Raw genomic sequence first — 22828 nt, 5'->3', positions numbered from 1 at the left:
TAACAATCCTCCCCGAAACCTCGCGAAATGATGGGGACTGGGAGATAATGATGAAACGTCGATGGAAGAGCGCTTTGCTCTGGCTGGCAGCGCCATTGCTCGCGGGTTGCGGCGGCAGCGCTAACGGGCCTGCTGAGAGCAGCGAACAGGTGGCAGAGTTTGACCAGAACCTGTCGGGTGTCTGGCAGGCAATGAATACGGCCAATTATGACCTCGAAGCACACCATGCGCGCCATGCCCTGCAGACTATTGAAGGGCCATGGGGGCCACAGCCTGATCCGCGGGTGGTGCATCTGGGTGCTGTCGGTGCTGTCCCCGCCGGTGACAGCGTTGTACAAAGCGGTACCATTCCCTACACAGATGAAGCACTGGCGCGCCGGAATGAAAACCGGGCGAACTGGATTGATCGCGACCCGGAGATAAAATGCTATCTGCCGGGACTGCCCCGCGCGACATATATGCCCTTTCCGTTTCAGATTATCCAGAATGACAAAGCCATGCTGTTTGCTTACGAATATGCAAATGCCGTGCGCAACATCAATCTGGAAGATCCCGGCGAAGCACCTCTCGATTCCTGGATGGGTCAGTCATATGGCTATTGGGACGGCAATACTTTCGTGATCGAAGTCACCGCCCAAAATGGCCAGACATGGTTTGACCGGTCCGGTAACTTTGGCTCACCGCAGATGAAAGTCACGGAGCGCTATACAAAGATCAGCCCGGATCATATTCAGTATGAGGCTACCATTGACGACCCTGAGACCTACACCGAGCCGTGGACCATTGACATGATCCTGTATCGGAAGGTTGGCAAGGAAGCTCAGTTGCAGGAATTCAACTGTGTCGAGTTTGTCGAAGAATTGATGTATGGTCATCTACGCAAGGAGCCTTTGAGATGAAAAAACTGTTCGTTTCCGCTCTTGCCCTTCTGGCCTGCAATACACAGGCCTTCGCTTCTGAACCCTGGGATCCGGCCTATGAGCCACCGCGCATGGCTGACGGTACACCGGACATGCAAGGGATCTGGACCAGCGCTTCCATTACCGTGCTTGAACGGCCTGACGGGATCGACGATCTGATTCTCTCAGAAATTGAGGCACTGGCGCTGGAACAAGGCACGTTTGAAGCCTATGGCGTGCAAGAGGATATGGAGCCGACTGATCCTGACGCGCCTGCACTGGCCAAAGGCGATTCCTCTATTCGCGGTGCTGGTGGCTATAACAGTTTCTGGGTCGATTTCGGCAACAAGGTTGGCCGCATCAATGGCGAGCCGCGCAGCTCCTGGGTTGTCGAGCCGGAGACCGGGAAACTGCCCTGGGCACCAGAGGGCGCCATGACCTTCATGCAGGTTGGCGCGCAGATGACGCGGAATTTCGATGATCCGGAAGTGCGCCCGGCAGCAGAGCGCTGCACCATCGGCTTCGGCTCCACGGGCGGGCCGCCGATGATCAACGTCCTGTATAACAATCACTATCAGATCGTACAGTCCCCGGAAACCGTGGCCATTCTTGTGGAGATGAACCACAATACCCGTCTCGTGCGCATGAACAGTGAGCACCGTCCGGGCGCTCTGCGTGGCTGGCTTGGTGACTCGATTGGCCGCTGGGAAGGTGACACACTGGTTGTGAATACGACGAATTTTCATCCCGATGCCGGGGTACGGGGCGCTATCCGGCACCGCTTCTATCTGTCCGCCGAGGCAAAGGTTGAAGAACGTTTCACCCTGAAATCTGATGATGAAATCTTTTATGAATTCTATGTGGATGACCCGAGCATTTACACACAGGTCTGGAAAGGCGAAATGCCCTTGCGCAGAGCTGAAGGGCCGATCTATGAATATGCCTGTCACGAGGCTAACTATTCCCTGCCTAACATTCTTGCCGGTGCTCGCCGACAGGAAGCTGAAGCTGCCGGCAACTGATCCGGTCTGAGTGAAAGGATTTTTCCATGAGTTTGCGCACCACCCTTCTTGCCTGTTCAGCCGCAGCCGCTGCAGCCTTTGCTGCGCTGGGCGCCGCTTACGCCCATCACGCGTTTTCAGCTGAGTTTGACGCCAATGCACCCGTTCTGCTGCGGGGTGAAATCACCCGGGTTGAGTGGGTCAACCCGCATGCCTGGGTGCATCTTGCGGCTGAAGAAGAAGATGGCACAACCACGGCCTGGATGGTTGAAGGTGGCACGCCAAACACGTTGCTGCGCAATGGCCTCAACCGGAATACCCTCAAGATTGGTACAGAAATCATCGTGCGCGGCTATCAAAGCAAAGACCGCATCTGTGAACCTGCCTGTAAGGCCAACGGGCGCGATATCACGTTCACTGATGGCAACAAGATTTTCATGGGATCCAGCGGCACCGGTGCGCCAAGAGATGGCTCGGACCCCACTGAGCGCCCGCGTCGCGACAATTAAAGCCTCGCCAGCCGGATATACTCTGGCTCTGACATGACTGATGTGCAGCAATACTATTCCCGGGACGTCATCAGTAATCAGGACGGGCTGCATGACAGACTGTCAGAAGTCGTCCAGCGGCATCTGAGCAGCCCTTATCTGGCGCCAATATCTGACCACAATTATCGCGCCTTCGAAGAGGCAACAACTGTCAGTCAACGGCACCAAAAGCCCCTGATCCTTGATTCTGGTTGCGGTACCGGAGACAGTAGCCGCAAACTGGCCAGCAGTTTTCCGGATCACTTGATACTGGGCATTGATAAATCTGCCGACCGGCTTGGGCGGCGGCGTGATGGTCTTGAGCCGGAAAACCTGTTGCTCCTGCGTGCGGACCTTGTTGATTTTTACCGGCTCGCTGCAGACGCTGGCTGGCAACTGGCCCGGCACTATATTTCCTATCCCAACCCCTGGCCCAAGGCCGCTCACTTTCAGCGCCGCTGGCATGGGTCTCCCGTTTTTCCCTCCACCCTCAAGCTCACAGGCAAGCTGGAACTGCGCACCAACTGGCGTATTTATGCGCAAGAATTCTCGGCGGCCCTCACCCTTGCGGGGCAAGCCAGTTCTATTGTGAAGTATGATCCGCAAGGGGATTATTTAAGTCTGTTTGAAAAAAAATATGCTGAAAGTGGTCAGTCACTATGGCAGGTGACGGCCCTGCTCAGTTCGGTTGATCCTGTTCCCGGTAAGGTTTAGCTTATCGGCTGAATTGTCCGCATCTTCTGCAAGGAGCCTCTGCCATGCTTACCACCACTGCGTTATATGCAATTTTCCTGTCGATCATTTTTCTCTGGCTCTCATTGCGCGTGATCGGCTTTCGCCGACGCAACAAGATAGCGCTGAGTGATAACGGGGACCGGATTATGCTGCGGCGCAGTCGCGTGCAGGCAAATTTTACGGAGTATACGCCCTTAGCGCTTATATTGCTGGCGGTAGCGGAGATCAATGGCGGTGCTGGCTGGGCACTGCATATTGCCGGTGCCTCGCTCCTTCTGGGTCGTGTTCTTCACGCGATCGGCTTTAGCAGCGAGCCTGACATAATGCCCTTACGTGTCTCCGGTATGCTATTGACGCTGATCAGCTTTATCATCTCCATAATCATCAATATATCTGTGCTGACTGTCTAAGCGGCTTTGAGTGTCTAGGCTCTGTCGCTATGTCTGCGATTAGCCAGCCGCTGCGCGTCTTCAGCCTGCAAGGTCCAGGCAGTTGTATCAAGATCAAGGTCTGCATAATCAGCGACATCAAACACAGGCTGTTCACGGCGTTTTAGCTGCCCGTCAAAATCCCGCATCAGGCGCAAGCCGTCACTCTGTCACGCGTATTAATCAGTACACTGATCAGAAAAAACTGACCATTCAGTCGAATTTACGGATCAATCCCAGCGAGAAGAAATACTGGTCTTCTGACTGAACAATGGGGCTGTCCGCTGCGTCACCTTGCAGCACATCCCAGCTGGCCTGACTGGCAAGACGCAACCGATCATTCAGGTCATAGAGGGCCTGCAGCGGCACCCCGTAAGACCTGACACCGCCATCCGGCGTGTATTCAGAAAATGCTGACGCGGCTGCCTGTTCCGGCGTAACGCCAAAGAATGCCTGCTGGCGCTCGTCATCGGCCCATGCGACGCGCAGGGTCGGGAATATGCGCAAATTCTCGGACGGCTTTATTCTTGTGGCCGCATATAATGTCGCCTCTGTTCCGGTCTCGTCTCCCGTCAGCTGGTGCGTGACAAAACCACCAAGCACAAAATAGGTCATGTCAAACTGTGCTGCAGCACGCGCCGCAACGCCGCCATCGAGATCACCAAGCCCGTTCAGAAAACCAGCTTCGTCCTCCTGGCGCCCCGGCAGGTAAGTTAGTGACGTTGAAATGAACTCATTCCCGTCATTCTTGAAGTAATAGCCAACGCCGCTGGTCGGGTGGGCAAACCAGCGATCTTTGTATTCGAGATAGAAATAAGGCAGCACCATACCCTGAAGCGATTCCGCTCCGGGAAAGTCCTGAATGGCAGCGGCCAGCAATCCTGCTTCAATCTCCCAGTCGTCGCCGTCACCGGCTGCTGCCGGTTCTTCTCGGATGACGGTTTCGAGATCCTGTGCGGCCAAAGGCAGGAAGCTGCCCATCAGCATGAACAGCAGGCAACCTGAAAAAAACCGCATGACCTCTTCTCCTTACACACGCCTCGTGACGCCTTATAGCTGCTTTGTGGACACTCCGCGACTGTTTCCTCAACTTTCAGACATGGGTGACATTGCCACTCCTGATGTTCCAGCTTATCTGTCATGCCCATGACAAAAGACACGAAGACCGCCCCTCAAGCCATTCTTGAAACCCTTATCCGCGATGCGAAAGCTGCTGGAGCAGAAGCCGTAGATGCGCTGATGTATGAAAGCATTTCCAATTCGGTTTCCGTTCGCCTCGGCGCCGTTGAAGAAGTTGAGCGGTCGGAAAACCGCGATCTTGGCCTGCGGGTTATTATCGGCCAGCAACAGGCTTCTGTCTCCACGACAGATTTTTCGCCTGCTTCCCTGAAGGAAGCGGCTGAGCGCTGCGTCGCCATGGCGCGTGCCGCACCAGAGGATAAATGGTGCGGTCTCGCCCCTGCTGAACGGCTCGCAAAGGGGCCCTATCCTGATCTTGATCTCTTTGACCAACAGGAGCCGTCGACAGAAAAGCTGAAAGAAACAGCCATTGCCTGCGAAGATGCTGCACGTGCCGTTGAGGGCGTGACCAATTCTTCCGGTGCCGGCGCGAGCTATGGATCCGGGGCATCCTGGTTTGCCACAAGCCATGGCTTCTATGGCGAAAGCACCGGCGGCAGTCATTCGTTCTCGGTGTCAGTTCTGGCTGGCGAGGGTACGGGGATGGAGCGCGATTACGACTATGACGCCTCCACGCACCTGTGCGACCTTAAATCCCCGGAACATGTCGGCCGCTCCGCCGGAGAGCGCGCCGTGCGACGGCTGAACCCGCAAAAGCTGGAGAGCCAGTCAGCGCCCGTGATTTTCGAGCAGCGCCTCGCCCGTTCCCTGATCGGCAAGTTGGCCGGCGCAATTCACGGCGGTGCCATTGCCCGGGGTGTCAGCTTTCTCAAGGACAAGATGGGCGAGCAGATATTCCCGGCCAGTCTCAACGTGATTGATGACCCACTGCGGAAACGAGGCTTTGGCTCAAGCCATTTTGACGGCGAAGGCGTCACAAACGAGAAGCTCCACGTGATAGAGAATGGCCGCCTGACATGCTGGTTGCTGAACTCCGCACATGCCCGGCAGCTGGGGCTGGAAAGTAATGGCCGCGCCACACGCGGCACGGGCGGACCACCAGGCGCAGGCACGACAAACTTCTATCTGGAACCAGGCGACCTTTCCGTGGACGCTCTTCTGCGGGAAACAGGCAGCGGCCTTTATTTGACCGATATGTTCGGCCCTCAGGTGAACCAGAACACCGGCGACTATTCCGTCGGGTGTTCCGGTTTCTGGATTGCGGGGGGCGAAATAACGCACCCCGTCAGTGAAATTACAATTGCCGGCAATCTGCATGAGATGTTCGCCAGCCTGACCCCTGCCAATGACCTGTTGTTCAAGGGCAGCACGTCGTCGCCCACCTTGCGCGTGGAGAACATGACCATTGCCGGTAGCTGACCTTGCCAGAGACAGGCATATTCTGAACAAGGCTGTGCGTGATGCTGGCGCTGAAGTGCTGGCGCGCTTTGGCCTTGCCAGCCACCATTGGCACAAGGATGACGAAAGCCCGGTCAGTGAAGCTGACCATGCCGCCAATGACATTCTGTTCGAACAGCTTATCGTCGAACATGGCGGTGAATATGGCTTTCTGTCGGAAGAGAGCACTGATAACCGTCAACGACTGAAAGCGCGGCGCACCTGGATTGTAGACCCCATAGATGGCACACGCGCCTTTTTGAATGGCACGCCCCATTTTACAGTGTGTGTTGCGCTGGTGGAAGACGGCAAGGCCATAATGTCTGCAGTTTACAATCCTGCTACGGATGAATTTTTTGCCGCCCAGCGTGGTCAGGGCGCAACCCTGAATGACCTGCCAATTCGCGCCAGCCTGCGCTCTGATCTTGAGGGCTGCACAGTACTTGCCCATGCGCAACTTTTTGCCCTGCCCGGCTGGCCTGCACCATGGCCGCAAATGAAGATCGATCAGGTGAATTCCACCAGTTACCGTCTGGCGCTGGTGGCGGCTGGCCGGTTTGATGCGATGATTACACTGCTGCCCAAATGTGACTGGGACGCAGCGCCCGGCGCCCTGATTGCCGAGGAAGCCGGCGCTATTGTCAGCGATCATATCGGCAAAAAATTTGCCTATAACAAGCTCGATCCACGCCAGAGAAGCCTTGTCTGTGCCGGGCCAAACCTTTACAGCCACCTTCTTGGAAGGGTCTCTCATTTGCCGGGAGATTTTTCCGTGCTGGCAGAATATCTGAAAGGAAAAACATGAGCGAGACCCTGAACAAGCAGTTGCTGCATCTGGTTTTCGGCGGTGAGCTGGAAAACCTTGAAGATGCAAAGTTCAAGAATGTTGACGAGCTGGATATCGTCGGCATTTTTGCAAATTATTCAGCCGCTGAGAAAGCCTGGCGCACGAAAGCTCAGTCTACGGTGGACAATGCACATATGCGTTACTTCATCGTCCACTTGCACCGCTTCCTTGATCCGGATGGCGACGGCAAACTCGGCTGAGGGCGAATTAGCGACATGCCGGAGCGGATGACCCGTGAACAGTTTCAGACACCGCAAGGTCGCAGTCGCGCCTGGCGCTCCCTGATGCTGGATGATCATGGCGTGTTGCGTAAAATCTATGACAATACGCACCAGATTTCCGACAAGATGTGGCGCACCTTTCAACCCTCTCCGGCTGATCTTGAAAAATGGGCCGGCCAGGGCATAAAAACGGTGATCAACCTGCGGGGCCTGCGCCGCGAAGATGAGCAGGAAGGCTTCTACTTTCTCGAAGAAGATACCTGCCAGCGCCTGGGGCTGGAACTAGTCAACTTCAGAGCATATTCCCGTGAAGCGCCGACCAGGGACTTCATCTTCGGTATCAAGGAACTCTTTGAACGGATCGACTATCCGGCCATTTTGCATTGCAAGTCCGGGGCAGACCGGGCGGGCATCGCCTCCGTGCTTTATCTCTTCCTGTACGAGGGCAGGCCACTGGATGAGGCGCTTGAGCAGCTCTCCTTCAAATATGGTCATATCAGGCAGGGCAAGACCGGGATCCTCGATTACTTCTTTGATCTCTATAAGGAAGCCGTAGACCGGGACGGCGCCGAGCCGGCAGAGGCACATTTCCTCAACTGGGTCGACACCGACTATGACCAGGAAAGCGTGCGGCCAAATTTCAAACCAACCGCGCTGGGCAGCTTCATTACCGAAACCCTGCTGCGACGCGAGTAGCATCAGACAAGCTACTGGCAGTGTCGGCCCTCCGGCACAGTGTTCTAGAAGGCAAATTCCAACACGCCATGGGCCACCAGCTTGCCACTGGTCAGATATTTCACATCGCATTCCGCATAAGCGCTGCTTTTCCCGAACCTTTTTACAGTCGCCTCGACAAGAAAATCATCATTAACGGCCGGGCGCAGAAAGTGCGTATGCTGATAGGCAGTTCCTTTGATCATACGATCACTCGTCCACATGGATATGGCAGTTACCGTGTCGATTGCGGCCATAATAGCCTGGCCACAGACGGCACCACTTGAAAACTTCAGTTTGTCCGCAATAGGAAGCTGCGCAGAGGCAAAACCGGGTTTGACCAGAAAGTCACGTAACCCCAAATCCTTGACCCATGGGGCAAAGACAAAATCATATGCCTCTTCCACCGTCTCCTGTGTGATGGGCAAATTTTCAAATAGAGAGTAACTCATGTAACCAGTACGGCATAAGCCGCCACAGGCGTCCAGTGCGATCTGTCATCGGCCTTCAAATTGCTGATAACGACGCCGCGCTGGTCGTCTATTTTAGAAGGTTGGAGCGGGTAGCGGGAATCGAACCCGCATATTCAGCTTGGAAGCCTGTGTATCTACGGTTTCTGGGAGTTCCCTGAAATACCTCATTGTTGATAACTACTTGATTTTCCTCTCTCTTGCTATCTTGCAGATTCACTGAACATCCCCCATCTATATGAAATGTGATTACTGAGGTGATTACTGAGGAGAGAGATGCCGACGCTCAAATTGACCAAGCATGCCATCGACAACCATCCTGTCAGCACCAGAGATTCTTACCTTTGGGATGATCAGGTCAGTGGTTTCGGTGTGAAGGTCACGCCAAAAGGTACTAAAGTCTATTTGCTCCAGTATCGCATCGGTGGTCGCAAGGGACGTACCAGACGCGTCACCATAGGAACCCATGGCAAGGACGGATTGACACTCGCCAAGGCCCGCAAGGAAGCAAGTTTGCTTCGAGACAAAATCAGAACTGGAGTCGACCCGCGGGCTGATGCTGATCGTCGAAAGGAAACCCCCTCCTTTGCCGATGCTTACCAGGCCTACGCCGACTACCAAATTGAGCGCGGTAAACGACGACCAAAAGGTAGCCGGAGCCGAATTGGTTGGAAGCCCAGAACTGCAAAAGAAAATCAAAGGCTTGCTGAGAAATTTCTGCTGCCTAGATTTGGCAAAAGGCTGGTTTCAGAAATCGAGAAATCTGACATCGCCAAGCTACACGCTGGCCTTGTTGAAACTCCCCGGCAGGCAAACTTGTGCTTGCAACTCCTGGGAGGCATGCACAATTGGCTCGTCAAGCAGGGCTATCCATATCCGGCGCAGAACCCAGTTATTGGCATTGATCGGTACGACGAAGTGGCCAGGACACGCTTCCTGAATGAGGAAGAACTGGCACGTCTCGGTGCCGCACTTCATGCCTATGAAGAACGCGCCCGACAGAGAAAAAGCAGTGTTCAACTGGCTGAGGTCGGCGCCCTGCGTTTGCTCCTGTTCAGTGGGATGAGGAAAAGCGAAGTCTTGTCGCTTGAGTGGGCCATGGTCGATCTACCAAATCGCAAGATCAACCTCCCAGACAGTAAGACCGGCGCGAAGGAAATTGTTCTGAATGCTCCGGCCGCATCAGCCATCAGCTCACAGCCGCAGAATGGAGGAAATCCGTTCATCTTCATAGGCGGCAATCCCGGCACACACCTGGCCACGACCACACGCATCTGGAATTTTGTGAGAAATCAAGCGGGTCTCCAAGATGCCCACCTGCATGATCTAAGGCACACTGTTGCTTCAGTTGGTGTCAGTACGGGGGCGCATATGCGACTGATCGCTGGACTATTGGGACATCAGACAACACGAACAACAGAGCGCTATGCCCATGCCGATCGTGATCCACTCCTGGCTGCTTCTGACGCAATCGGACAAAAGATAGAAAGCTCATTAATTAGATGACCAATTCACAACACCGAGCGAATACTAGGATACCTTATCGCTTAATTCGGTCGTGGCGCCCGGGTAATGTTACTTCGTCGGGGCTTGCGAAATTATTTATGGCTATCGACGTCTATGACCGACAACTACTAAAAGCTCAAACAACGTCAGAAAAGCGCCTGGCGATTATTCGAACCATAGATGCGGTCAACTCATTCATTGAAAGTTTGAATGAAGTAGGAAACGATAGTCTGGCACTCAACACAATCTCTAAGAGTCTGAATCAAAAGTCTTTCATATGAAACATGCTCTTGCCAGTCGTCTTGTTGCGATACGGATGTGAGCCATGAATAGCCATGCGATAGCTGAGGTCCAGCATCGTTCCCAATCCTTGGCGAGACGGCGTGATCGCCCTAACCATGCGAATGTGCGTTCTACGACCCATCGCCGGGGCAGGACTTTAAAGCCTTTCATTTTATCGGATCGCTTGATGATTTCCATCCGGAATGGACCGACTTTTTTAAGTTTGCGCTTTAGCTTATCTCCCGTATAGCCACCATCGGCAAAGATATGGCGAAGCCATGGAAATTTGTCTCGCGCTTCCATCAACACCGCTGGTGCGCCGTCGCGATCCTGTACATCCGCGGCATGCACAAGTGCTGTCACCAGAAAGCCTTCCGTATCCGTCAGAATATGCCGCTTGCGGCCTTTTATATTTTTGCCCGCGTCAAAGCCAGTAATACCGCCACTTTCTGTGGTTTTAACCGACTGGCTATCGATCACACCTGCGCTGGGGTGTGGGCTTCTGCCGTGTGCTTCGCGGCATTCAAACAGCAGGCGGTGATTGATCTTTTCCAGCAATCTGTCATCACGCCACCAATAAAAATATTTCTGAACCGTCGAAAAAGGCGGGAAATCCCTTGGTAACATGCGCCATTGGCAGCCAGTAGACGCGATATACAACAAGGCGTTCATGATCTCCCGCATCGGCCACTTGCGAGGACGCCCCATCCGATTTGGAAGAGGTATTTCAGGTTCAATCAAAGCCCATTCGTCGTCCGTCAGATCACTTGCATAGCGCAGGAAACTGCGGTCATAATATGTGCGGGTGGTTTCATTCCAACTCATCTGATCCTCCGTGTCTTAAGCAAACAAAGAGAATCATAAGTCGTTGAAATCACCCAGATACTTTTGGATCAGGCTCTAATTTGCTATACGATGTTGAAGTCGGCACGAATGAGAGTGAACTGTTCCAATCAGAACGGCAGGGTGGGAGACCAAAATCTAGTTACAATCAGTTTTGCATTAGATCCGCCGCCATCGAGTATAGATTTATTTTGCATGATGCAGGTTTTAAAAAGGGAGAAGCCAGCAAGATAGTGGCCAGCGAGATGAATAAATTTAGACTTTTTGAGCATATGCCCGGAAGAAGAGATTTCAAACCCAAACGTATATCTGAGTGGTGCAGTATGGCCGATGAAATAGGCTGTCATGATCTTCATCAATCGGTTGAATTATCAAAGAGCAACGCAATTTCCTATGTTAGAGAGCAGATAATCAGAGATCTCATTCCACATCTAATCTAACCTCTGGATAACCCCCTCTTTTATGTAGAATTAGGTTCGTTCAAATTCCCTGTACTGCCGCTGAAGGCAGCAACTTGGTACAGGAGCCACATAGATGGATACTACTGACGACAACGAACTATTTGTAACTGAGCAAGCTGCGGATTTCCTCGGCCTTTCAGTTTCATGGATGATGAAGGCACGGGTGACTGGTGACGGGCCACCTTTCGCAAAACTTTCCCGCAGGGTGATGTATCGCAAGAGTGATCTGATCGCTTGGGTCTCTGAGCGAATCTGCAACTCAACATCGGAATACGAGATTGAGGCATTGCGAAGGCATGCGGAAAGAAAAGGCCCCGCCGAATAGACGAGGCCTGAAAAGACGCCCTGGCGGGCTGATCTCAAGTTTGCACCGAGAGAATACGCCCGCCTGCAGAACATAATCAACACTTAATTTCTATGGAGGCCGGTGTGACCCAACCTACACCCAGTCAATGCACTCCCCTGCGCGCCATTCGCCGACGGTGCATTCAATGCTGCTGTGGCAGCTACTCAATGATCCGCGACTGCCCCGATTCACAATGCGCCTTGTTTCCCTTCAGGATGGGCAAGGACCCTTTCAGAGGTCAAAGGTCAGAAAAAACCGAAACGCCAATCCTGGAGGCTAACTCCCCTGATTTAGAGGGGAGTTAAGCGTGAATGAAGAGCCCTGGCGACAAGCAGGTGCTGTGTACGAAGAGTTTGAGCAGACTGCTCCCACTATTGAAAAAAAACCTGCCGTTCAGCCATTTGAAAAAGGCTTTTATCAGCGACGTTTCTATAATCTGCTTGCTGTCAAATGGGCCGCAGAACAACGGGATGTAAACTCTCTGTCTGCCAAAGAAAGTGTCGTGCTGTGCGTTTTGGCAGAAAGCGCTCATCACAAATACTTCTCATGCACACTGAGTCAAAAGACCATATCCGATAGATCCGGGTTGGACCTCTCTACCGTCAAACGTGCATTGAAAATGCTCAAGCAAAAGAGATTGGTGACGATCAAGGGCCGGTGCTCCTCACCCGGAAAACGAACTTCCAATCAGTACATTCTGGCAATAGTCAGGAAGGGGCATGCACATTGGCGGGAACATCTGAAACCGGAAAAAGACCCTGAAACTCCTGACTCAGATGTGCCATTTTAATAGGGTCAGATTGACCCTCTGAGGGGGTCACATAGACCTAGGAAATAATATATTAAGGGGCTTCGCCTTTTATCCGTGCGGGGAAAGGTCAGGGGTTTGAAATCGCACGCCCCCTCAACCGGAATTCACTGGGTGGACTCCACCCTCAAGGCACCATGCGCCCGTATGGAGCGAGGGAACAAATCCATTGCGCCTTTTTTCGAAATCAATTGGAAAATTATTCTCGCCTATAATCAAAAACAGACACCTGAACACATATCCCGACCACGATTTGATCATATAATGTTAGAGGCGCAAATCGTCACACGATTGTAAAAATCAATCGTTAGCATCTCCCCCAAAAGGAGAGGGTGATGAGGTTGTTATTTCTCGGTGCATTAGTGTTTATTTTGGCCGGTTGCGCATCAGCACAAACTACTCATGGCCATAATCACCACAACCACAGCCACAAGATTGAGCCCTCCCCGCCAATCGAGAGTGAGGCAACGCCATGGACCTCGCTGGAGGCATTGGACAGCGATGCCAGATTTCATTTCGTGGTTGTCACGGACCGCACAGGCGGCGAGCGCGAAGGAATCTTTGGACCAGCGATGGAGACGGTGAACCTGATGCAGCCAGCTTTCGTGGTCAGTGTCGGTGACCTGATCCAGGGTTACACCGAAGATCGTTCCCAGCTCGAGAAAGAGTGGGATGAACTAGATGGCTTTGTGAGCGTTCTCGATGCACCATTTTTCTTTACGCCGGGCAATCATGATTACTCAAATCAAGTCATGGCAAACGTCTGGGAAGAGCGCTATGGCCCCAGCTATTACAGCTTCACCTATAAGGACGTTCTATTCATTATTTTGAACTCTGCTCTATTCGATCGGGAAGGCATCTCCGGTCACAGCCAGCGTCGTGGAAACTGGGCTGAAGAGCAGGAAGAGCAACTGGCCTGGCTGGAAGAAACCCTCGACGAGCATGATGATGTCCGCTGGACTTTCTTGATGATGCACCGCCCTTACTGGCGCCAGGGCTGGAAGCGGACCGATGGGGAACCCTCAGTGGAAGGCCCATGGGAGCGCTTTGATGACGAGGTGCCAGAGTGGCTAGAGATCGAGGGGATGCTCTCTGATCGCGACTACACCGCCTTTGCGGGTCACATGCACACCTACGAATATGATGCCAATGAAGAAGGACCGCACACGCATGAACGCATCGCTCTTGCCACGACAGGCGGCGTCTCTAATGTGCGTGGGCCCAACTATGGTGAGTTTGACCACTTCGTTTGGATGACCGTGACGGAGGATGGCCCGGTGATGGCCAACATATTGCTGGACGGCGTTCTGGAGAAAGACTTCGAACAGAAATATCGTCGACCGTGGTGGGTGCCGCGAGACCCGAATGATACAGAGGCAGTCGCAGAGGAGTAAAGCCTGATGGCCGATACAGCCCGACAATTAATATTCTTCCCATCTGCTAAACATCAAAGCAGATGGCAGTCCGAGCCAGTAGAGTGTCCAGCCAAAAAAAGTGGCGTCTACTATTTCATGCAGGGCAACAGCGATAAGATGTTTACTACTGACAACGGCATCTTGTTCGTATCCGCCATTTCAAGTGGAAATATAGAAGGTGGTTATGTTCTCCGTTCAGCTGCGGGCAGCGATAAGCAATGGGTTCTGGAGAACAATACAGAGGCATCAATTTATGTGACGGCACTGCACTTTGGAACTCCCCCAGGGTGTTAGCTACCACTCACATAGCTGTCCCGACATCAAGCCGCTGATTACTTAACCGCTGTCCATCATCAAACGACGGGCCGGAATGCTCTTGAGTCAGCTTTCAGGAATGTCTCACCAAAGTTGCTTTGATCCAATCCGAAACTATTCGGGCTCTCCTTGGGAGAATTGATACAACGAGCATTTCAATGGCACGCTACGCCACGAATTTCTGAATGCGGAATGGTTCACGACTAAAGAGCAGGCAAAAACGGTCATCACAAGATGGCTAAAATACTAAAGTATAATCGGGCTACATCAGGATCTCAATGCGCGCCTACCAGCTGACGTGTTTCCCCGAATCCCATCAGAAATTTGCTACATGAATATGGGCTGGAGCGTATAGGTATGCTAAACAACAAAAGGAGATAGAGGGGAAGGGTCATGCTGATATTCACGGTGCACGGGACCAATGCTGCCGATCTATCTGATGATGGAGAACAATGGTGGCAAAAGGGCTCAGAGTTTCAAAAAAAACTGCAATCTCGGATATCTGAGCCTTTGCATTTTTTCCCATTTCATTGGTCCGGAAATAATAGCGAGTTTGAACGTCGCGGCGCAGCACTGGAACTTCTCAAGCATTTTGAAACTGTTGAGAATGAGGGAATTCCATATGGTGCCATAGCGCACAGTCATGGGGGTAACGTAATTGCCGATGCGCTGCGGTTTTCGCAGATTGAATTCCCGGCTGGAGGAGTTTCATTTGATAGTGAAGTCAAAACCAAAGAACCAAACCTCCAAAATCTTCATTTTTGGTTCACAGTGGGTACTCCTTTTATAAATCCCATTAGGAGTTTTTTTCTACTTCGAATGTCATGAAATTAGATGACTATAGGGTTATTACCTTAGTTTTGGGGATGTTTATATTTTCCATACCGTATGCCTTCGCCATTTATGAATACAACTCTTTTCGTTCCTTTTGGGACAGCCAATGGCCACTTCCGTACTCACTTTTTTATTTTTCTACGTTGGTTCTGTCAGTTCTGTTCTTTTTAGGGCACCGCAAACGCCGACTTGGCGATCGACTTACGCGTGCCGCAACGAATGTTCGAAAGAAAAAGCAACTCAGTCAGTATCAGCAATTCTACGGGGATATTTGGTCAGGGTTCTTCGATAGCGGAGATGAAGCGATTGTTGGCTTGGATGCATCCACATCGATTGATTTGATGCTTGTTGATCCCAAAAGACCACCTGCCATCCTACATGAGATACTAGGGTCTGTACCCAATTTAACTGATTGATTTGTTTGTGCAAAGCGTGATTCAGGGATTTCCGAAAGGGAGTCTTAAATGGCGCGGTTTGATTTGTCGGATGAAGAATGGGCGGTGATTGAACCGTTGTTGCCAAAGGTTAGCCGCGGCCCGAAGCGCAAAGATGATCGTACGATCCTGAACGGCATCTTTTACATTTTGCGCACAGGCGCGCCATGGCGGGACTTGCCGGAACGATATGGACCGTACACGACTGCTTACAATCGGTATAACAGGTGGGGCGAGCGCGGCGTCTGGAAGGGCATATTCGATGCGCTCGCTGAAGAATGTGAGGACAGTCTGATCTTCATAGACGCCTCGATTGTCAAAGCTCACCGCGCAGCGAGTGGCTCAAAAAGGGGGAACTGGCGGAAGATATTGGACGCTCACGGGGCGGTCGCACAAGCAAAGTTCACGTGGCCGTAGATGAAAATGGCAGGCCATTGCGCATTGAGGTCACTGGCGGCCATGTTCATGACAGCCAGGTGATGAATGTCTTCCTCGACTGGGAGATGCCGCCTCTGGCGATGGTCCTGGACAAAGCCTATGGCAGTGCGAAGATCAGGCGCGATATCGCCGATGAAGGTGCGTTGGCGGTTATTCCCGCCAAGTCCAATGCGCGCAATCCGGTCCCGCATGACACCAGCCTTTACGCCATGCGTAATATTGTCGAGCGGTTCTTCTGCAAAATGAAAGACATGAGACGGCTGGCTACACGGTTCGAGAAATCTCGAAGGAACTTCATCAACATGATATATCTCTTCGCAGCAAAATGCTGGATCAATTGAGTCCACACCCTAGCTGAAGCAAGGGATTTGTTAAACCAAATGCGTCCAAATCAATAATTGTGGGCCTATTTGATGTGTGCAAGTAAAACAGTATCAGCACTAACTAGCTTTATCGCATATGACCTGGGCTGGCGTGGGGCCTTAGAGTCTGAATCAAAAGTCTTTCATATGAAACATGCTCTTGCCAGTCGTCTTGTTGCGATACGGATGTGAGCCATGAATAGCCATGCGATAGCTGAGGTCCAGCATCGTTCCCAATCCTTGGCGAGACGGCGTGATCGCCCTAACCATGCGAATGTGCGTTCTACGACCCATCGCCGGGGCAGGACTTTAAAGCCTTTCATTTTATCGGATCGCTTGATGATTTCCATCCGGAATGGACCGACTTTTTTAAGTTTGCGCTTTAGCTTATCTCCCGCATAGCCACCATCGGCAAAGATATGGCGAAGCCATGGAAATTTGTCTCGCGCTTCCATCAACACCGCTGGTGCGCCGTCGCGATCCTGTACATCCGCGGCATGCACAAGTGCTGTCACCAGAAAGCCTTCCGTATCCGTCAGAATATGCCGCTTGCGGCCTTTTATATTTTTGCCCGCGTCAAAGCCAGTAATACCGCCACTTTCTGTGGTTTTAACCGACTGGCTATCGATCACACCTGCGCTGGGGTGTGGGCTTCTGCCGTGTGCTTCGCGGCATTCAAACAGCAGGCGGTGATTGATCTTTTCCAGCAATCTGTCATCACGCCACCAATAAAAATATTTCTGAACCGTCGAAAAAGGCGGGAAATCCCTTGGTAACATGCGCCATTGGCAGCCAGTAGACGCGATATACAACAAGGCGTTCATGATCTCCCGCATCGGCCACTTGCGAGGACGCCCCATCCGATTTGGAAGAGGTATTTCAGGTTCAATCAAAGCCCATTCGTCGTCCGTCAGATCACTTGCATAGCGCAGGAAACTGCGGTCATAATATGTGCGGGTGGTTTCATTCCAACTCATCTGATCCTCCGTGTCTTAAGCAAACAAAGAGAATCATAAGTCGTTGAAATCACCCAGATACTTTTGGATCAGGCTCTTAGTGGCTTTGACAGGTTAGGGTGTGGACTCAATTGATCCAGCATTTTGCTGCGAAGAGATATATCATGTTGATGAAGTTCCTTCGAGATTTCTCGAACCGTGTAGCCAGCCGTCTCATGTCTTTCATTTTGCAGAAGAACCGCTCGACAATATTACGCATGGCGTAAAGGCTGGTGTCATGCGGGACCGGATTGCGCGCATTGGACTTGGCGGGAATAACCGCCAACGCACCTTCATCGGCGATATCGCGCCTGATCTTCGCACTGCCATAGGCTTTGTCCAGGACCATCGCCAGAGGCGGCATCTCCCAGTCGAGGAAGACATTCATCACCTGGCTGTCATGAACATGGCCGCCAGTGACCTCAATGCGCAATGGCCTGCCATTTTCATCTACGGCCACGTGAACTTTGCTTGTGCGACCGCCCCGTGAGCGTCCAATATCTTCCGCCAGTTCCCCCTTTTTGAGCCACTCGCTGCGCGGTGAGCTTTGACAATCGAGGCGTCTATGAAGATCAGACTGTCCTCACATTCTTCAGCGAGCGCATCGAATATGCCCTTCCAGACGCCGCGCTCGCCCCACCTGTTATACCGATTGTAAGCAGTCGTGTACGGTCCATATCGTTCCGGCAAGTCCCGCCATGGCGCGCCTGTGCGCAAAATGTAAAAGATGCCGTTCAGGATCGTACGATCATCTTTGCGCTTCGGGCCGCGGCTAACCTTTGGCAACAACGGTTCAATCACCGCCCATTCTTCATCCGACAAATCAAACCGCGCCATTTAAGACTCCCTTTCGGAAATCCCTGAATCACGCTTTGCACAAACAAATCAATCAGTTAAATTGGGTACAGACCCTAGAAGGATGCCTCCTCCTGCCCACAGGAGCTCTTTTAGAGCGAATATAGCAATATAAAACCAAGACATAAAAACTCTGGAACCCTTAAATAAACCTTGAGTACTTTACTATCTGTCATCGGCACTATCTGCAATTTATTCATCCATCCTATCGGCATTCGCCACAACTGCACCGCCTTGGTAAACCTTGCATACATAAGAGCACGCCCTACCCCCGCTCGCCCCCTGAAGCAATAAACAGTGATCACCAGGGGGCGGGTATCGCGTCAGGAGCAGCATAAAATTATGCCCCATGAATGACGTAAATGCGCGGCAACAAGCCGCACAGAAACATGTGTTTTTTGAACTCAGACCTGCGCGCTGGTGATGAGCGCAATGGCGGCGATGACATAGAGCCCGGCCGTCAGGATACTGCCGAGCGAGCGTACATGATTAAGTCGGGTCCAGTCCCGGCCATACTTGATCCAATAGGCTTCCGCTGATGCAGAAGTGTGATCGAGACGGTCGAGCTTGTTGTTCATCGGTACATTGCCAAATATGGTCATGAAAAAGACGGTCGGCAGATAGACAACCGGCGCAAAAATCAGCGTTCCACGCGCTGCTCCCTCAAAAACGGTCAGGCTGTAAAGCGCGAACAGAACTGAAAAGAGCGCAATGGAGAGAATGCCGGCGACGAACTGGGTTTTGATTACAGTCCGGTTGATATGTTGCATCGCCTCGATGCCGCCGGAAGGTGCAGCCCTCAGCAACCCGGACATGATAAATTCGGAAAAGGCGGAGAAAACGCCTCCAATAACAGCGCTCCAGAGCGCCAGAAAAAGGCAGAAATAGAGGGGCCATTCATAGGTCATGGGTGTGATCCTTAGTTGTGTTTTTCCAGAAAGGTCGCTCTCGCTTTCAGCAACCCTGAGATTTAGGTCCGGGTCTGGCGCGACGCGCGGTAGGCCGTGTGCAGACCGGTTAAACAATAGCGCCGCCGATATAGGCTTCTGCGAGGTTTCGCTTGGGCGATGTTCCGGTGAGTCTCAAGGCGACCAGAAAGACTGCAATCCCAAGTTCAATCGCTGTCGCGGTGACCAGCGACTGGGCGGGCAACCCGTGAAGCCCCATGCTGACCAGACGCCCGATCCCGTAGCTACCATAGACAATAGCGCCGACGGAAAGTGCGAGATAGGCAAAACGTGACTTGATGGCCCCAAGGATCATGAACGCTCCCGTAATGATCAGTATACCACTTGGTGCGGTCAATTCAGACATCAGACCAGGGTCATGCTCCACCACCACATGGCTCATTTCAAGGAAGGCCCGTGGCGCAATCATCAGCCCACCACCGACAAGGCCCAAAAGTGCGCCAGAACTGACAAGCGCAGTACGTGTGATCAACCGTTTCATGCCGGTGCCCTCCAAGTGCCGGTGGCGGCGACATCTCGCGCATAATCCGCGAAATCCTTAGGCGGACGACCGAGCGCACGCTGTACTCCATCACACAAATGGGCATTGCGCCCGTCAAGAACCGTAGAAAAGAGATAATCCAGCATCCAGACGACATCCTTGGGCGCACCAGAACTGGCCACCTCCGCGACAAAGGCAGCATGGGGCACATCTACGAAGACAATATCACGCCCTGTTACGCGGGACAGGTCTGCCGCGACATCAGAAATGGTCATTAGTCGAGGCCCTGTGACTTCATAGACCTGTCCATTGTGGTGATCTTCACTCAACGCGGCGACAGCCACATCAGCGATGTCGTCCACATCGACGAATGGCTCGACCTGATCGCCCGCCGGCAGCGTAATCACGCCGCTCAGCACCATGTCGATAAAAGCGCCTTCAGAAAAGTTCTGATGGAACCAGCTTGCCCGAACGATTGTCCACTCAAGACCGGCGGCCTGAACAATACGCTCGCAGGCCTGCGCCTCCTCTTCGCCGCGACCGGACAACAGGACCAGGCGTTTCACGCCGCGCCGTCTCGCGAGATCCACAAAAGCCTGGATCGCGTCGGGGGCGCCCGGCATGGCAAGGTCAGGGGCATAGGTAATGTAGGCTGCCGTAACCCCTTTGAGGCAGGCGTCCCACCCTTTCTCATTGTGCCAATCGAAAGACGGGACGGCTGAACGCGATCCGATACGGACCTCATGGCCTTTGGCCTTCAGGCGTTCGGCCACCCGGCGGCCCGTTTTACCCGTGCCGCCCAGCACGAGAGTAAGATCATTCTTTTTGCGCAGGATGTTCATTGACTGGCTCCTTTTCAGTTTCTGCAAGTCAATGGATATGGGAGGCAGCGTCAGAGTTCTTGTCGAACCATGCCAGGCGTTTGGCAGATCGCGACAATCGAAACACGCTCAGGTCTTTGCGGTGCCGATGCGGTAGGAGCGAGGGGTCTGTCCCAGCCAGCGCCTGAACGCCCGGGTAAAACCACTCTGCTCAGCGAAGCCCGTTAAAAAGGCGACTTCGGCAAGGCTGTAGTCGGTTTCCCGCAGCAACCGCAGCGCGAGATCTTTTCGCGTCATATCGACGACAGTTTGAAATGACTGCCCACCCTCGGAGAGACGTCTTTGCAGGGTGCGGCTCCCGATCCCCAGTTCCGAAGCAATCAATGATAAAGTTGGCACACCCTCGCTCAATACATTTGCCACAGCGCGTCGGACACGTTGTTCAAGACCGTCATGATTTGTCAGTGTCGCAAGCTCCTGTTCCAGATGACGGTCAAAGAAGCTGGCAATGGTCTCGTCGCCCAGTTTGTTGGGCGCGCTCATGATGTCTTCACTGACAAGAAGCGCGTCACGACCTGATTCAAAATGCACCGGGCAGCCAAAATGCGTCTCATAAACAGAGCTGTCCCCGCGTGCGGCGTGTTTGAAATAAACAGCGAGCGGCATAAACCGGGCTGTACTGACTTCCCTGCTGATGACCTCTACTGCTGACATGCTGGCCTCATTCGAAAGCAGCATACCAAGACGCCCATCCCCGGCTTTCTCGAGGTTGAAGAACCAGCCATCATCGCTTTCCTGCAGTGTATAGGTTTCAGCGCTGCCCAGAACATGACCATAGCGCGCCGATCGCACATAAGAGCCCCGCAGGTCGGGCGCGGATTTCCAGGCCAGACCGAATGCGCCATAATCGTCACTTTTCATGCTCGCACCAATGCGCAGCGGCAAGGTCAGGCCGTCAGGATCGCGCCCCGCGAGTGTGGCGAAGAAGTCATAAAACCGGTTTGCAGATACCATCAGCTTGGGATCAATCGTCCCGTCAGAAGCAAGACCCAGACCCTCCAGCAGGTCGCGCGTCTCAACGCCGGCGCTGGCATGACTGAGAACCTTATGGACATAGAGAGAGGTGATCTGGCTCATAAGGTGTTTTTGTAAAGGACGTTTGGAAAAATCGCGAGTGGAAGGTCACCAACGCCCCGATGCCATGCAGGACGGTAGAAACCAGTAACTGGCCCGAATGTCCTGCACCGCCCTGGGGAACCTTGCATACATGAGAACACGTGAAGTGCTCCCCAATGTTGGACCACCTGGCCGGAGCATTTTTCGCAAGGCACTCTCACCCACGTGGCCAAAGACGAGCGGCTTTATTCAGGCTTGCACCACCTCGAAGCATCGCTATGGTGCGCTGCTTGATTTCCCTTCCCGCTATCTGCTGTCCGAGAGTTCATCGCCATGTCGAATACCACTGCCACCCTCAATGTCATGATCGCTGCGGCGCGCGAGGCTGCCCGCTCCCTGCGCCGTGATTTCTACGACACGGAAAGCCTGAAAATCACCCGCAAGGGCGCAGCAGATTTCGTCAGCGCTGCCGACCTGAAGGCCGAGGAAATCATCTTCGAGAGCCTGAGCAAGGCCCGGCCGAAATATGGCTTCCTGATGGAAGAGCGTGGCGAGGTGGATGGCAGCGACAATTCCAACCGCTGGATCGTTGATCCGCTGGACGGCACCACCAACTTCCTTCACGGCCTGCCGCATTTTTGCATCTCCATCGCGCTGGAGCGGGATCGCGAGCCGTTTGCCGGTGTGGTTTACAATCCGATTACAGATGATCTTTTCTTCGCCGAAAAGGGCGAAGGTGCCTATCACAATGACCGGCGGATGCGTGTCTCCGGCCGCACCGACCTGACCGAGTGTCTGTTCACTCATGGCCTGCCTTATAAAGGCAAGGCGGGCGCTGACATCGCGCTGAAAGAAAGCCACAATGTGCTGGCGGAAACAGCCGGCATCCGCCGCTTCGGCTCAGCCGCGCTGGACCTCGCCTTTGTTGCGGCGGGCCGGTTTGATGCGTATTGGGAGCGTATTCTCGGCCCGTGGGATATTGCCGCAGGCGCGATCCTGATCCGCGAGGCCGGTGGCGAGGTCAGTGAGATCGACAAGCATGGCGGCAAGCCGCACCTGACCGGCTCGGTACTGGCAACCAATGGCCACATCCACGAGACGGCCCGGGCATTGCTGCTGAGATAAAGAAGCCACCTTCCGGCGGAGTCAAAAACCTCTTTATACAAATGAAAACGCCCTGCCCTGCGCT

27 protein-coding genes and 3 pseudogenes are annotated in these 22828 nt (G+C 53.2%); 19 read left to right on the top strand and 11 right to left on the bottom strand.

Annotated features, from left to right (window positions below; genetic code table 11):
- Positions 1-47 precede the first annotated feature (47 nt).
- Genes RAL90_RS03680 through RAL90_RS03660 form a run of 5 tightly spaced genes read left to right on the top strand, consistent with a single transcriptional unit; the run spans position 48 to position 3572 of the window.
- Positions 48-899, top strand: a complete 852-nt coding sequence (locus RAL90_RS03680) for a hypothetical protein (protein WP_306253173.1) — start codon at positions 48-50, stop codon at positions 897-899.
- A complete protein-coding gene (locus RAL90_RS03675; protein WP_306253172.1) occupies positions 896-1921 on the top strand; it encodes a hypothetical protein in 1026 nt (341 codons plus the stop codon). The genes RAL90_RS03680 and RAL90_RS03675 overlap by 4 nt, the downstream gene beginning before the upstream one ends.
- Positions 1922-1947: 26 nt before the next feature.
- Positions 1948-2409: a DUF6152 family protein gene (locus RAL90_RS03670; protein ID WP_306253171.1), complete on the top strand. Its 462-nt coding sequence runs from the start codon at positions 1948-1950 to the stop codon at positions 2407-2409.
- 33 nt (positions 2410-2442) lie between these two features.
- Positions 2443-3141 (top strand): tRNA (guanosine(46)-N(7))-methyltransferase TrmB, encoded by a 699-nt coding sequence (locus RAL90_RS03665; protein ID WP_306253170.1) that lies wholly within the window; start codon positions 2443-2445, stop codon positions 3139-3141.
- Between the two features lie 44 nt (positions 3142-3185).
- Positions 3186-3572, top strand: a complete 387-nt coding sequence (locus tag RAL90_RS03660; protein ID WP_306253169.1) for an MAPEG family protein — start codon at positions 3186-3188, stop codon at positions 3570-3572.
- Positions 3573-3586: 14 nt separating this feature from the next.
- Here RAL90_RS03660 and RAL90_RS03655 read toward each other — a convergent pair whose 3' ends face one another.
- Both RAL90_RS03655 and RAL90_RS03650 read right to left on the bottom strand, forming a co-directional pair.
- Entirely contained in the window at positions 3587-3739 is a 153-nt protein-coding gene (locus RAL90_RS03655) for a hypothetical protein (protein ID WP_306253168.1), read from the bottom strand.
- Positions 3740-3803: 64 nt separating this feature from the next.
- Positions 3804-4607 carry a MipA/OmpV family protein gene (locus RAL90_RS03650; RefSeq protein WP_306253167.1) on the bottom strand — a complete coding sequence of 268 codons (804 nt, stop codon included), beginning with the start codon at positions 4605-4607 and terminating at the stop codon, positions 3804-3806.
- A gap of 123 nt (positions 4608-4730) precedes the next feature.
- Here RAL90_RS03650 and RAL90_RS03645 point away from each other — a divergent pair, with 123 nt between their 5' ends.
- From RAL90_RS03645 to RAL90_RS03630, 4 genes are read left to right on the top strand one after another with little or no spacing between them, the layout of a single operon-like run.
- Positions 4731-6089, top strand: a complete 1359-nt coding sequence (locus RAL90_RS03645) for a TldD/PmbA family protein (protein ID WP_306253166.1) — start codon at positions 4731-4733, stop codon at positions 6087-6089.
- Positions 6076-6912: a 3'(2'),5'-bisphosphate nucleotidase CysQ gene (locus RAL90_RS03640; protein ID WP_306253165.1), complete on the top strand. Its 837-nt coding sequence runs from the start codon at positions 6076-6078 to the stop codon at positions 6910-6912. The genes RAL90_RS03645 and RAL90_RS03640 overlap by 14 nt, the downstream gene beginning before the upstream one ends.
- Entirely contained in the window at positions 6909-7154 is a 246-nt protein-coding gene (locus tag RAL90_RS03635) for a DUF4170 domain-containing protein (RefSeq protein WP_306253164.1), read from the top strand. Before RAL90_RS03640 ends, RAL90_RS03635 begins: the two co-directional genes overlap by 4 nt.
- 27 nt (positions 7155-7181) lie before the next feature.
- Entirely contained in the window at positions 7182-7871 is a 690-nt protein-coding gene (locus RAL90_RS03630; protein ID WP_306253163.1) for a tyrosine-protein phosphatase, read from the top strand.
- 44 nt (positions 7872-7915) lie between these two features.
- On the opposite strand, the gene RAL90_RS03625 is transcribed toward RAL90_RS03630, so the two are convergent.
- Complete coding sequence (locus RAL90_RS03625; protein WP_306253162.1) at positions 7916-8341, bottom strand: PaaI family thioesterase; 426 nt, start codon at positions 8339-8341, stop codon at positions 7916-7918.
- Positions 8342-8635: 294 nt separating this feature from the next.
- Here RAL90_RS03625 and RAL90_RS03620 point away from each other — a divergent pair, with 294 nt between their 5' ends.
- Positions 8636-9865, top strand: a complete 1230-nt coding sequence (locus RAL90_RS03620) for a site-specific integrase (protein WP_306253161.1) — start codon at positions 8636-8638, stop codon at positions 9863-9865.
- A 273-nt stretch (positions 9866-10138) separates the two neighbouring features.
- On the opposite strand, the gene RAL90_RS03615 is transcribed toward RAL90_RS03620, so the two are convergent.
- The gene (locus RAL90_RS03615; RefSeq protein ID WP_306253078.1) at positions 10139-10972 is read right to left on the bottom strand and encodes an IS5 family transposase; all 834 of its coding nucleotides are present in this window, start codon (positions 10970-10972) and stop codon (positions 10139-10141) included.
- Positions 10973-11100: 128 nt separating this feature from the next.
- Positions 11101-11337: a hypothetical protein gene (locus RAL90_RS03610; protein ID WP_306253160.1), complete on the bottom strand. Its 237-nt coding sequence runs from the start codon at positions 11335-11337 to the stop codon at positions 11101-11103.
- Positions 11338-11524: 187 nt separating this feature from the next.
- On the opposite strand from RAL90_RS03610, the gene RAL90_RS03605 reads away from it, so the two are divergent.
- The 8 genes and pseudogenes from RAL90_RS03605 to RAL90_RS16265 form a co-directional block, all read left to right on the top strand.
- Positions 11525-11776, top strand: coding sequence for an AlpA family transcriptional regulator (locus RAL90_RS03605; RefSeq protein ID WP_306253159.1), 252 nt, complete (start codon positions 11525-11527; stop codon positions 11774-11776).
- A 328-nt stretch (positions 11777-12104) separates the two neighbouring features.
- Positions 12105-12587 (top strand): helix-turn-helix domain-containing protein, encoded by a 483-nt coding sequence (locus tag RAL90_RS03600; protein ID WP_306253158.1) that lies wholly within the window; start codon positions 12105-12107, stop codon positions 12585-12587.
- Between the two features lie 353 nt (positions 12588-12940).
- Complete coding sequence (locus RAL90_RS03595) at positions 12941-13999, top strand: metallophosphoesterase (protein ID WP_306253157.1); 1059 nt, start codon at positions 12941-12943, stop codon at positions 13997-13999.
- 6 nt (positions 14000-14005) lie between these two features.
- Positions 14006-14314, top strand: a complete 309-nt coding sequence (locus RAL90_RS03590; RefSeq protein ID WP_306253156.1) for a hypothetical protein — start codon at positions 14006-14008, stop codon at positions 14312-14314.
- Between the two features lie 175 nt (positions 14315-14489).
- Positions 14490-14585: pseudogene (locus RAL90_RS16270) on the top strand (integrase core domain-containing protein); the annotation flags it as partial.
- Between the two features lie 143 nt (positions 14586-14728).
- The gene (locus tag RAL90_RS03585; RefSeq protein WP_306253155.1) at positions 14729-15163 is read left to right on the top strand and encodes a hypothetical protein; all 435 of its coding nucleotides are present in this window, start codon (positions 14729-14731) and stop codon (positions 15161-15163) included.
- A complete protein-coding gene (locus tag RAL90_RS03580) occupies positions 15160-15585 on the top strand; it encodes a hypothetical protein (protein ID WP_306253154.1) in 426 nt (141 codons plus the stop codon). Before RAL90_RS03585 ends, RAL90_RS03580 begins: the two co-directional genes overlap by 4 nt.
- Positions 15586-15660: 75 nt before the next feature.
- Positions 15661-16382, top strand: a pseudogene (locus RAL90_RS16265) (IS5 family transposase); the annotation flags it as partial.
- Positions 16383-16546: 164 nt separating this feature from the next.
- Here the strand turns inward: RAL90_RS16265 and RAL90_RS03565 are convergent.
- The 6 genes and pseudogenes from RAL90_RS03565 to RAL90_RS03540 form a co-directional block, all read right to left on the bottom strand.
- A complete protein-coding gene (locus tag RAL90_RS03565) occupies positions 16547-17380 on the bottom strand; it encodes an IS5 family transposase (RefSeq protein ID WP_306249540.1) in 834 nt (277 codons plus the stop codon).
- A 109-nt stretch (positions 17381-17489) separates the two neighbouring features.
- Positions 17490-18208 (bottom strand): annotated as a pseudogene (locus RAL90_RS03560) (IS5 family transposase); the annotation flags it as partial.
- A gap of 449 nt (positions 18209-18657) precedes the next feature.
- Positions 18658-19161, bottom strand: coding sequence for a DUF1772 domain-containing protein (locus RAL90_RS03555; protein WP_306253153.1), 504 nt, complete (start codon positions 19159-19161; stop codon positions 18658-18660).
- A 109-nt stretch (positions 19162-19270) separates the two neighbouring features.
- On the bottom strand, positions 19271-19702 hold the full coding sequence (locus tag RAL90_RS03550) for a DUF4345 domain-containing protein (protein ID WP_306253152.1): 432 nt from the start codon (positions 19700-19702) through the stop codon (positions 19271-19273).
- Positions 19699-20544: an NAD(P)H-binding protein gene (locus RAL90_RS03545; RefSeq protein WP_306253151.1), complete on the bottom strand. Its 846-nt coding sequence runs from the start codon at positions 20542-20544 to the stop codon at positions 19699-19701. Before RAL90_RS03545 ends, RAL90_RS03550 begins: the two co-directional genes overlap by 4 nt.
- A 108-nt stretch (positions 20545-20652) precedes the next feature.
- Positions 20653-21660: an AraC family transcriptional regulator gene (locus RAL90_RS03540; RefSeq protein ID WP_306253150.1), complete on the bottom strand. Its 1008-nt coding sequence runs from the start codon at positions 21658-21660 to the stop codon at positions 20653-20655.
- 312 nt (positions 21661-21972) lie between these two features.
- Between RAL90_RS03540 and RAL90_RS03535 the strand changes: the two genes are divergently transcribed.
- Entirely contained in the window at positions 21973-22764 is a 792-nt protein-coding gene (locus tag RAL90_RS03535) for an inositol monophosphatase family protein (protein WP_306253149.1), read from the top strand.
- The last annotated feature ends 64 nt before the right edge of the window (positions 22765-22828 follow it).

Origin of the sequence: Parvularcula sp. IMCC14364 (assembly GCF_030758415.1) — a bacterium.
Classification (GTDB): domain Bacteria; phylum Pseudomonadota; class Alphaproteobacteria; order Caulobacterales; family Parvularculaceae; genus Aquisalinus.
Note: the sequence above shows the minus strand (reverse complement) of the source record. Positions and strands in the feature narration are given on the sequence as shown.

Excerpts from the sequence above, each read along its gene's own strand:
- RAL90_RS03655 (WP_306253168.1), bottom strand. The coding sequence starts at position 3,739 with ATGCGGGATTTTGACGGGCAGCTAAAACGCCGTGAACAGCCTGTGTTT.
- RAL90_RS03630 (WP_306253163.1), top strand. The coding sequence starts at position 7,182 with ATGACCCGTGAACAGTTTCAGACACCGCAAGGTCGCAGTCGCGCCTGG.
- RAL90_RS03650 (WP_306253167.1), bottom strand. The coding sequence starts at position 4,607 with ATGCGGTTTTTTTCAGGTTGCCTGCTGTTCATGCTGATGGGCAGCTTC.
- RAL90_RS03625 (WP_306253162.1), bottom strand. The coding sequence starts at position 8,341 with ATGAGTTACTCTCTATTTGAAAATTTGCCCATCACACAGGAGACGGTG.
- RAL90_RS03645 (WP_306253166.1), top strand. The coding sequence starts at position 4,731 with ATGCCCATGACAAAAGACACGAAGACCGCCCCTCAAGCCATTCTTGAA.
- RAL90_RS03635 (WP_306253164.1), top strand. The coding sequence starts at position 6,909 with ATGAGCGAGACCCTGAACAAGCAGTTGCTGCATCTGGTTTTCGGCGGT.
- RAL90_RS03680 (WP_306253173.1), top strand. The coding sequence starts at position 48 with ATGATGAAACGTCGATGGAAGAGCGCTTTGCTCTGGCTGGCAGCGCCA.
- RAL90_RS03615 (WP_306253078.1), bottom strand. The coding sequence starts at position 10,972 with ATGAGTTGGAATGAAACCACCCGCACATATTATGACCGCAGTTTCCTG.
- RAL90_RS03605 (WP_306253159.1), top strand. The coding sequence starts at position 11,525 with ATGGATACTACTGACGACAACGAACTATTTGTAACTGAGCAAGCTGCG.
- RAL90_RS03565 (WP_306249540.1), bottom strand. The coding sequence starts at position 17,380 with ATGAGTTGGAATGAAACCACCCGCACATATTATGACCGCAGTTTCCTG.
- RAL90_RS03660 (WP_306253169.1), top strand. The coding sequence starts at position 3,186 with ATGCTTACCACCACTGCGTTATATGCAATTTTCCTGTCGATCATTTTT.
- RAL90_RS03590 (WP_306253156.1), top strand. The coding sequence starts at position 14,006 with ATGGCCGATACAGCCCGACAATTAATATTCTTCCCATCTGCTAAACAT.
- RAL90_RS03550 (WP_306253152.1), bottom strand. The coding sequence starts at position 19,702 with ATGAAACGGTTGATCACACGTACTGCGCTTGTCAGTTCTGGCGCACTT.
- RAL90_RS03620 (WP_306253161.1), top strand. The coding sequence starts at position 8,636 with ATGCCGACGCTCAAATTGACCAAGCATGCCATCGACAACCATCCTGTC.
- RAL90_RS03580 (WP_306253154.1), top strand. The coding sequence starts at position 15,160 with ATGAAATTAGATGACTATAGGGTTATTACCTTAGTTTTGGGGATGTTT.
- RAL90_RS03595 (WP_306253157.1), top strand. The coding sequence starts at position 12,941 with ATGAGGTTGTTATTTCTCGGTGCATTAGTGTTTATTTTGGCCGGTTGC.
- RAL90_RS03670 (WP_306253171.1), top strand. The coding sequence starts at position 1,948 with ATGAGTTTGCGCACCACCCTTCTTGCCTGTTCAGCCGCAGCCGCTGCA.
- RAL90_RS03585 (WP_306253155.1), top strand. The coding sequence starts at position 14,729 with ATGCTGATATTCACGGTGCACGGGACCAATGCTGCCGATCTATCTGAT.
- RAL90_RS03665 (WP_306253170.1), top strand. The coding sequence starts at position 2,443 with ATGACTGATGTGCAGCAATACTATTCCCGGGACGTCATCAGTAATCAG.
- RAL90_RS03675 (WP_306253172.1), top strand. The coding sequence starts at position 896 with ATGAAAAAACTGTTCGTTTCCGCTCTTGCCCTTCTGGCCTGCAATACA.
- RAL90_RS03610 (WP_306253160.1), bottom strand. The coding sequence starts at position 11,337 with ATGACAGCCTATTTCATCGGCCATACTGCACCACTCAGATATACGTTT.
- RAL90_RS03535 (WP_306253149.1), top strand. The coding sequence starts at position 21,973 with ATGTCGAATACCACTGCCACCCTCAATGTCATGATCGCTGCGGCGCGC.
- RAL90_RS03555 (WP_306253153.1), bottom strand. The coding sequence starts at position 19,161 with ATGACCTATGAATGGCCCCTCTATTTCTGCCTTTTTCTGGCGCTCTGG.
- RAL90_RS03540 (WP_306253150.1), bottom strand. The coding sequence starts at position 21,660 with ATGAGCCAGATCACCTCTCTCTATGTCCATAAGGTTCTCAGTCATGCC.
- RAL90_RS03545 (WP_306253151.1), bottom strand. The coding sequence starts at position 20,544 with ATGAACATCCTGCGCAAAAAGAATGATCTTACTCTCGTGCTGGGCGGC.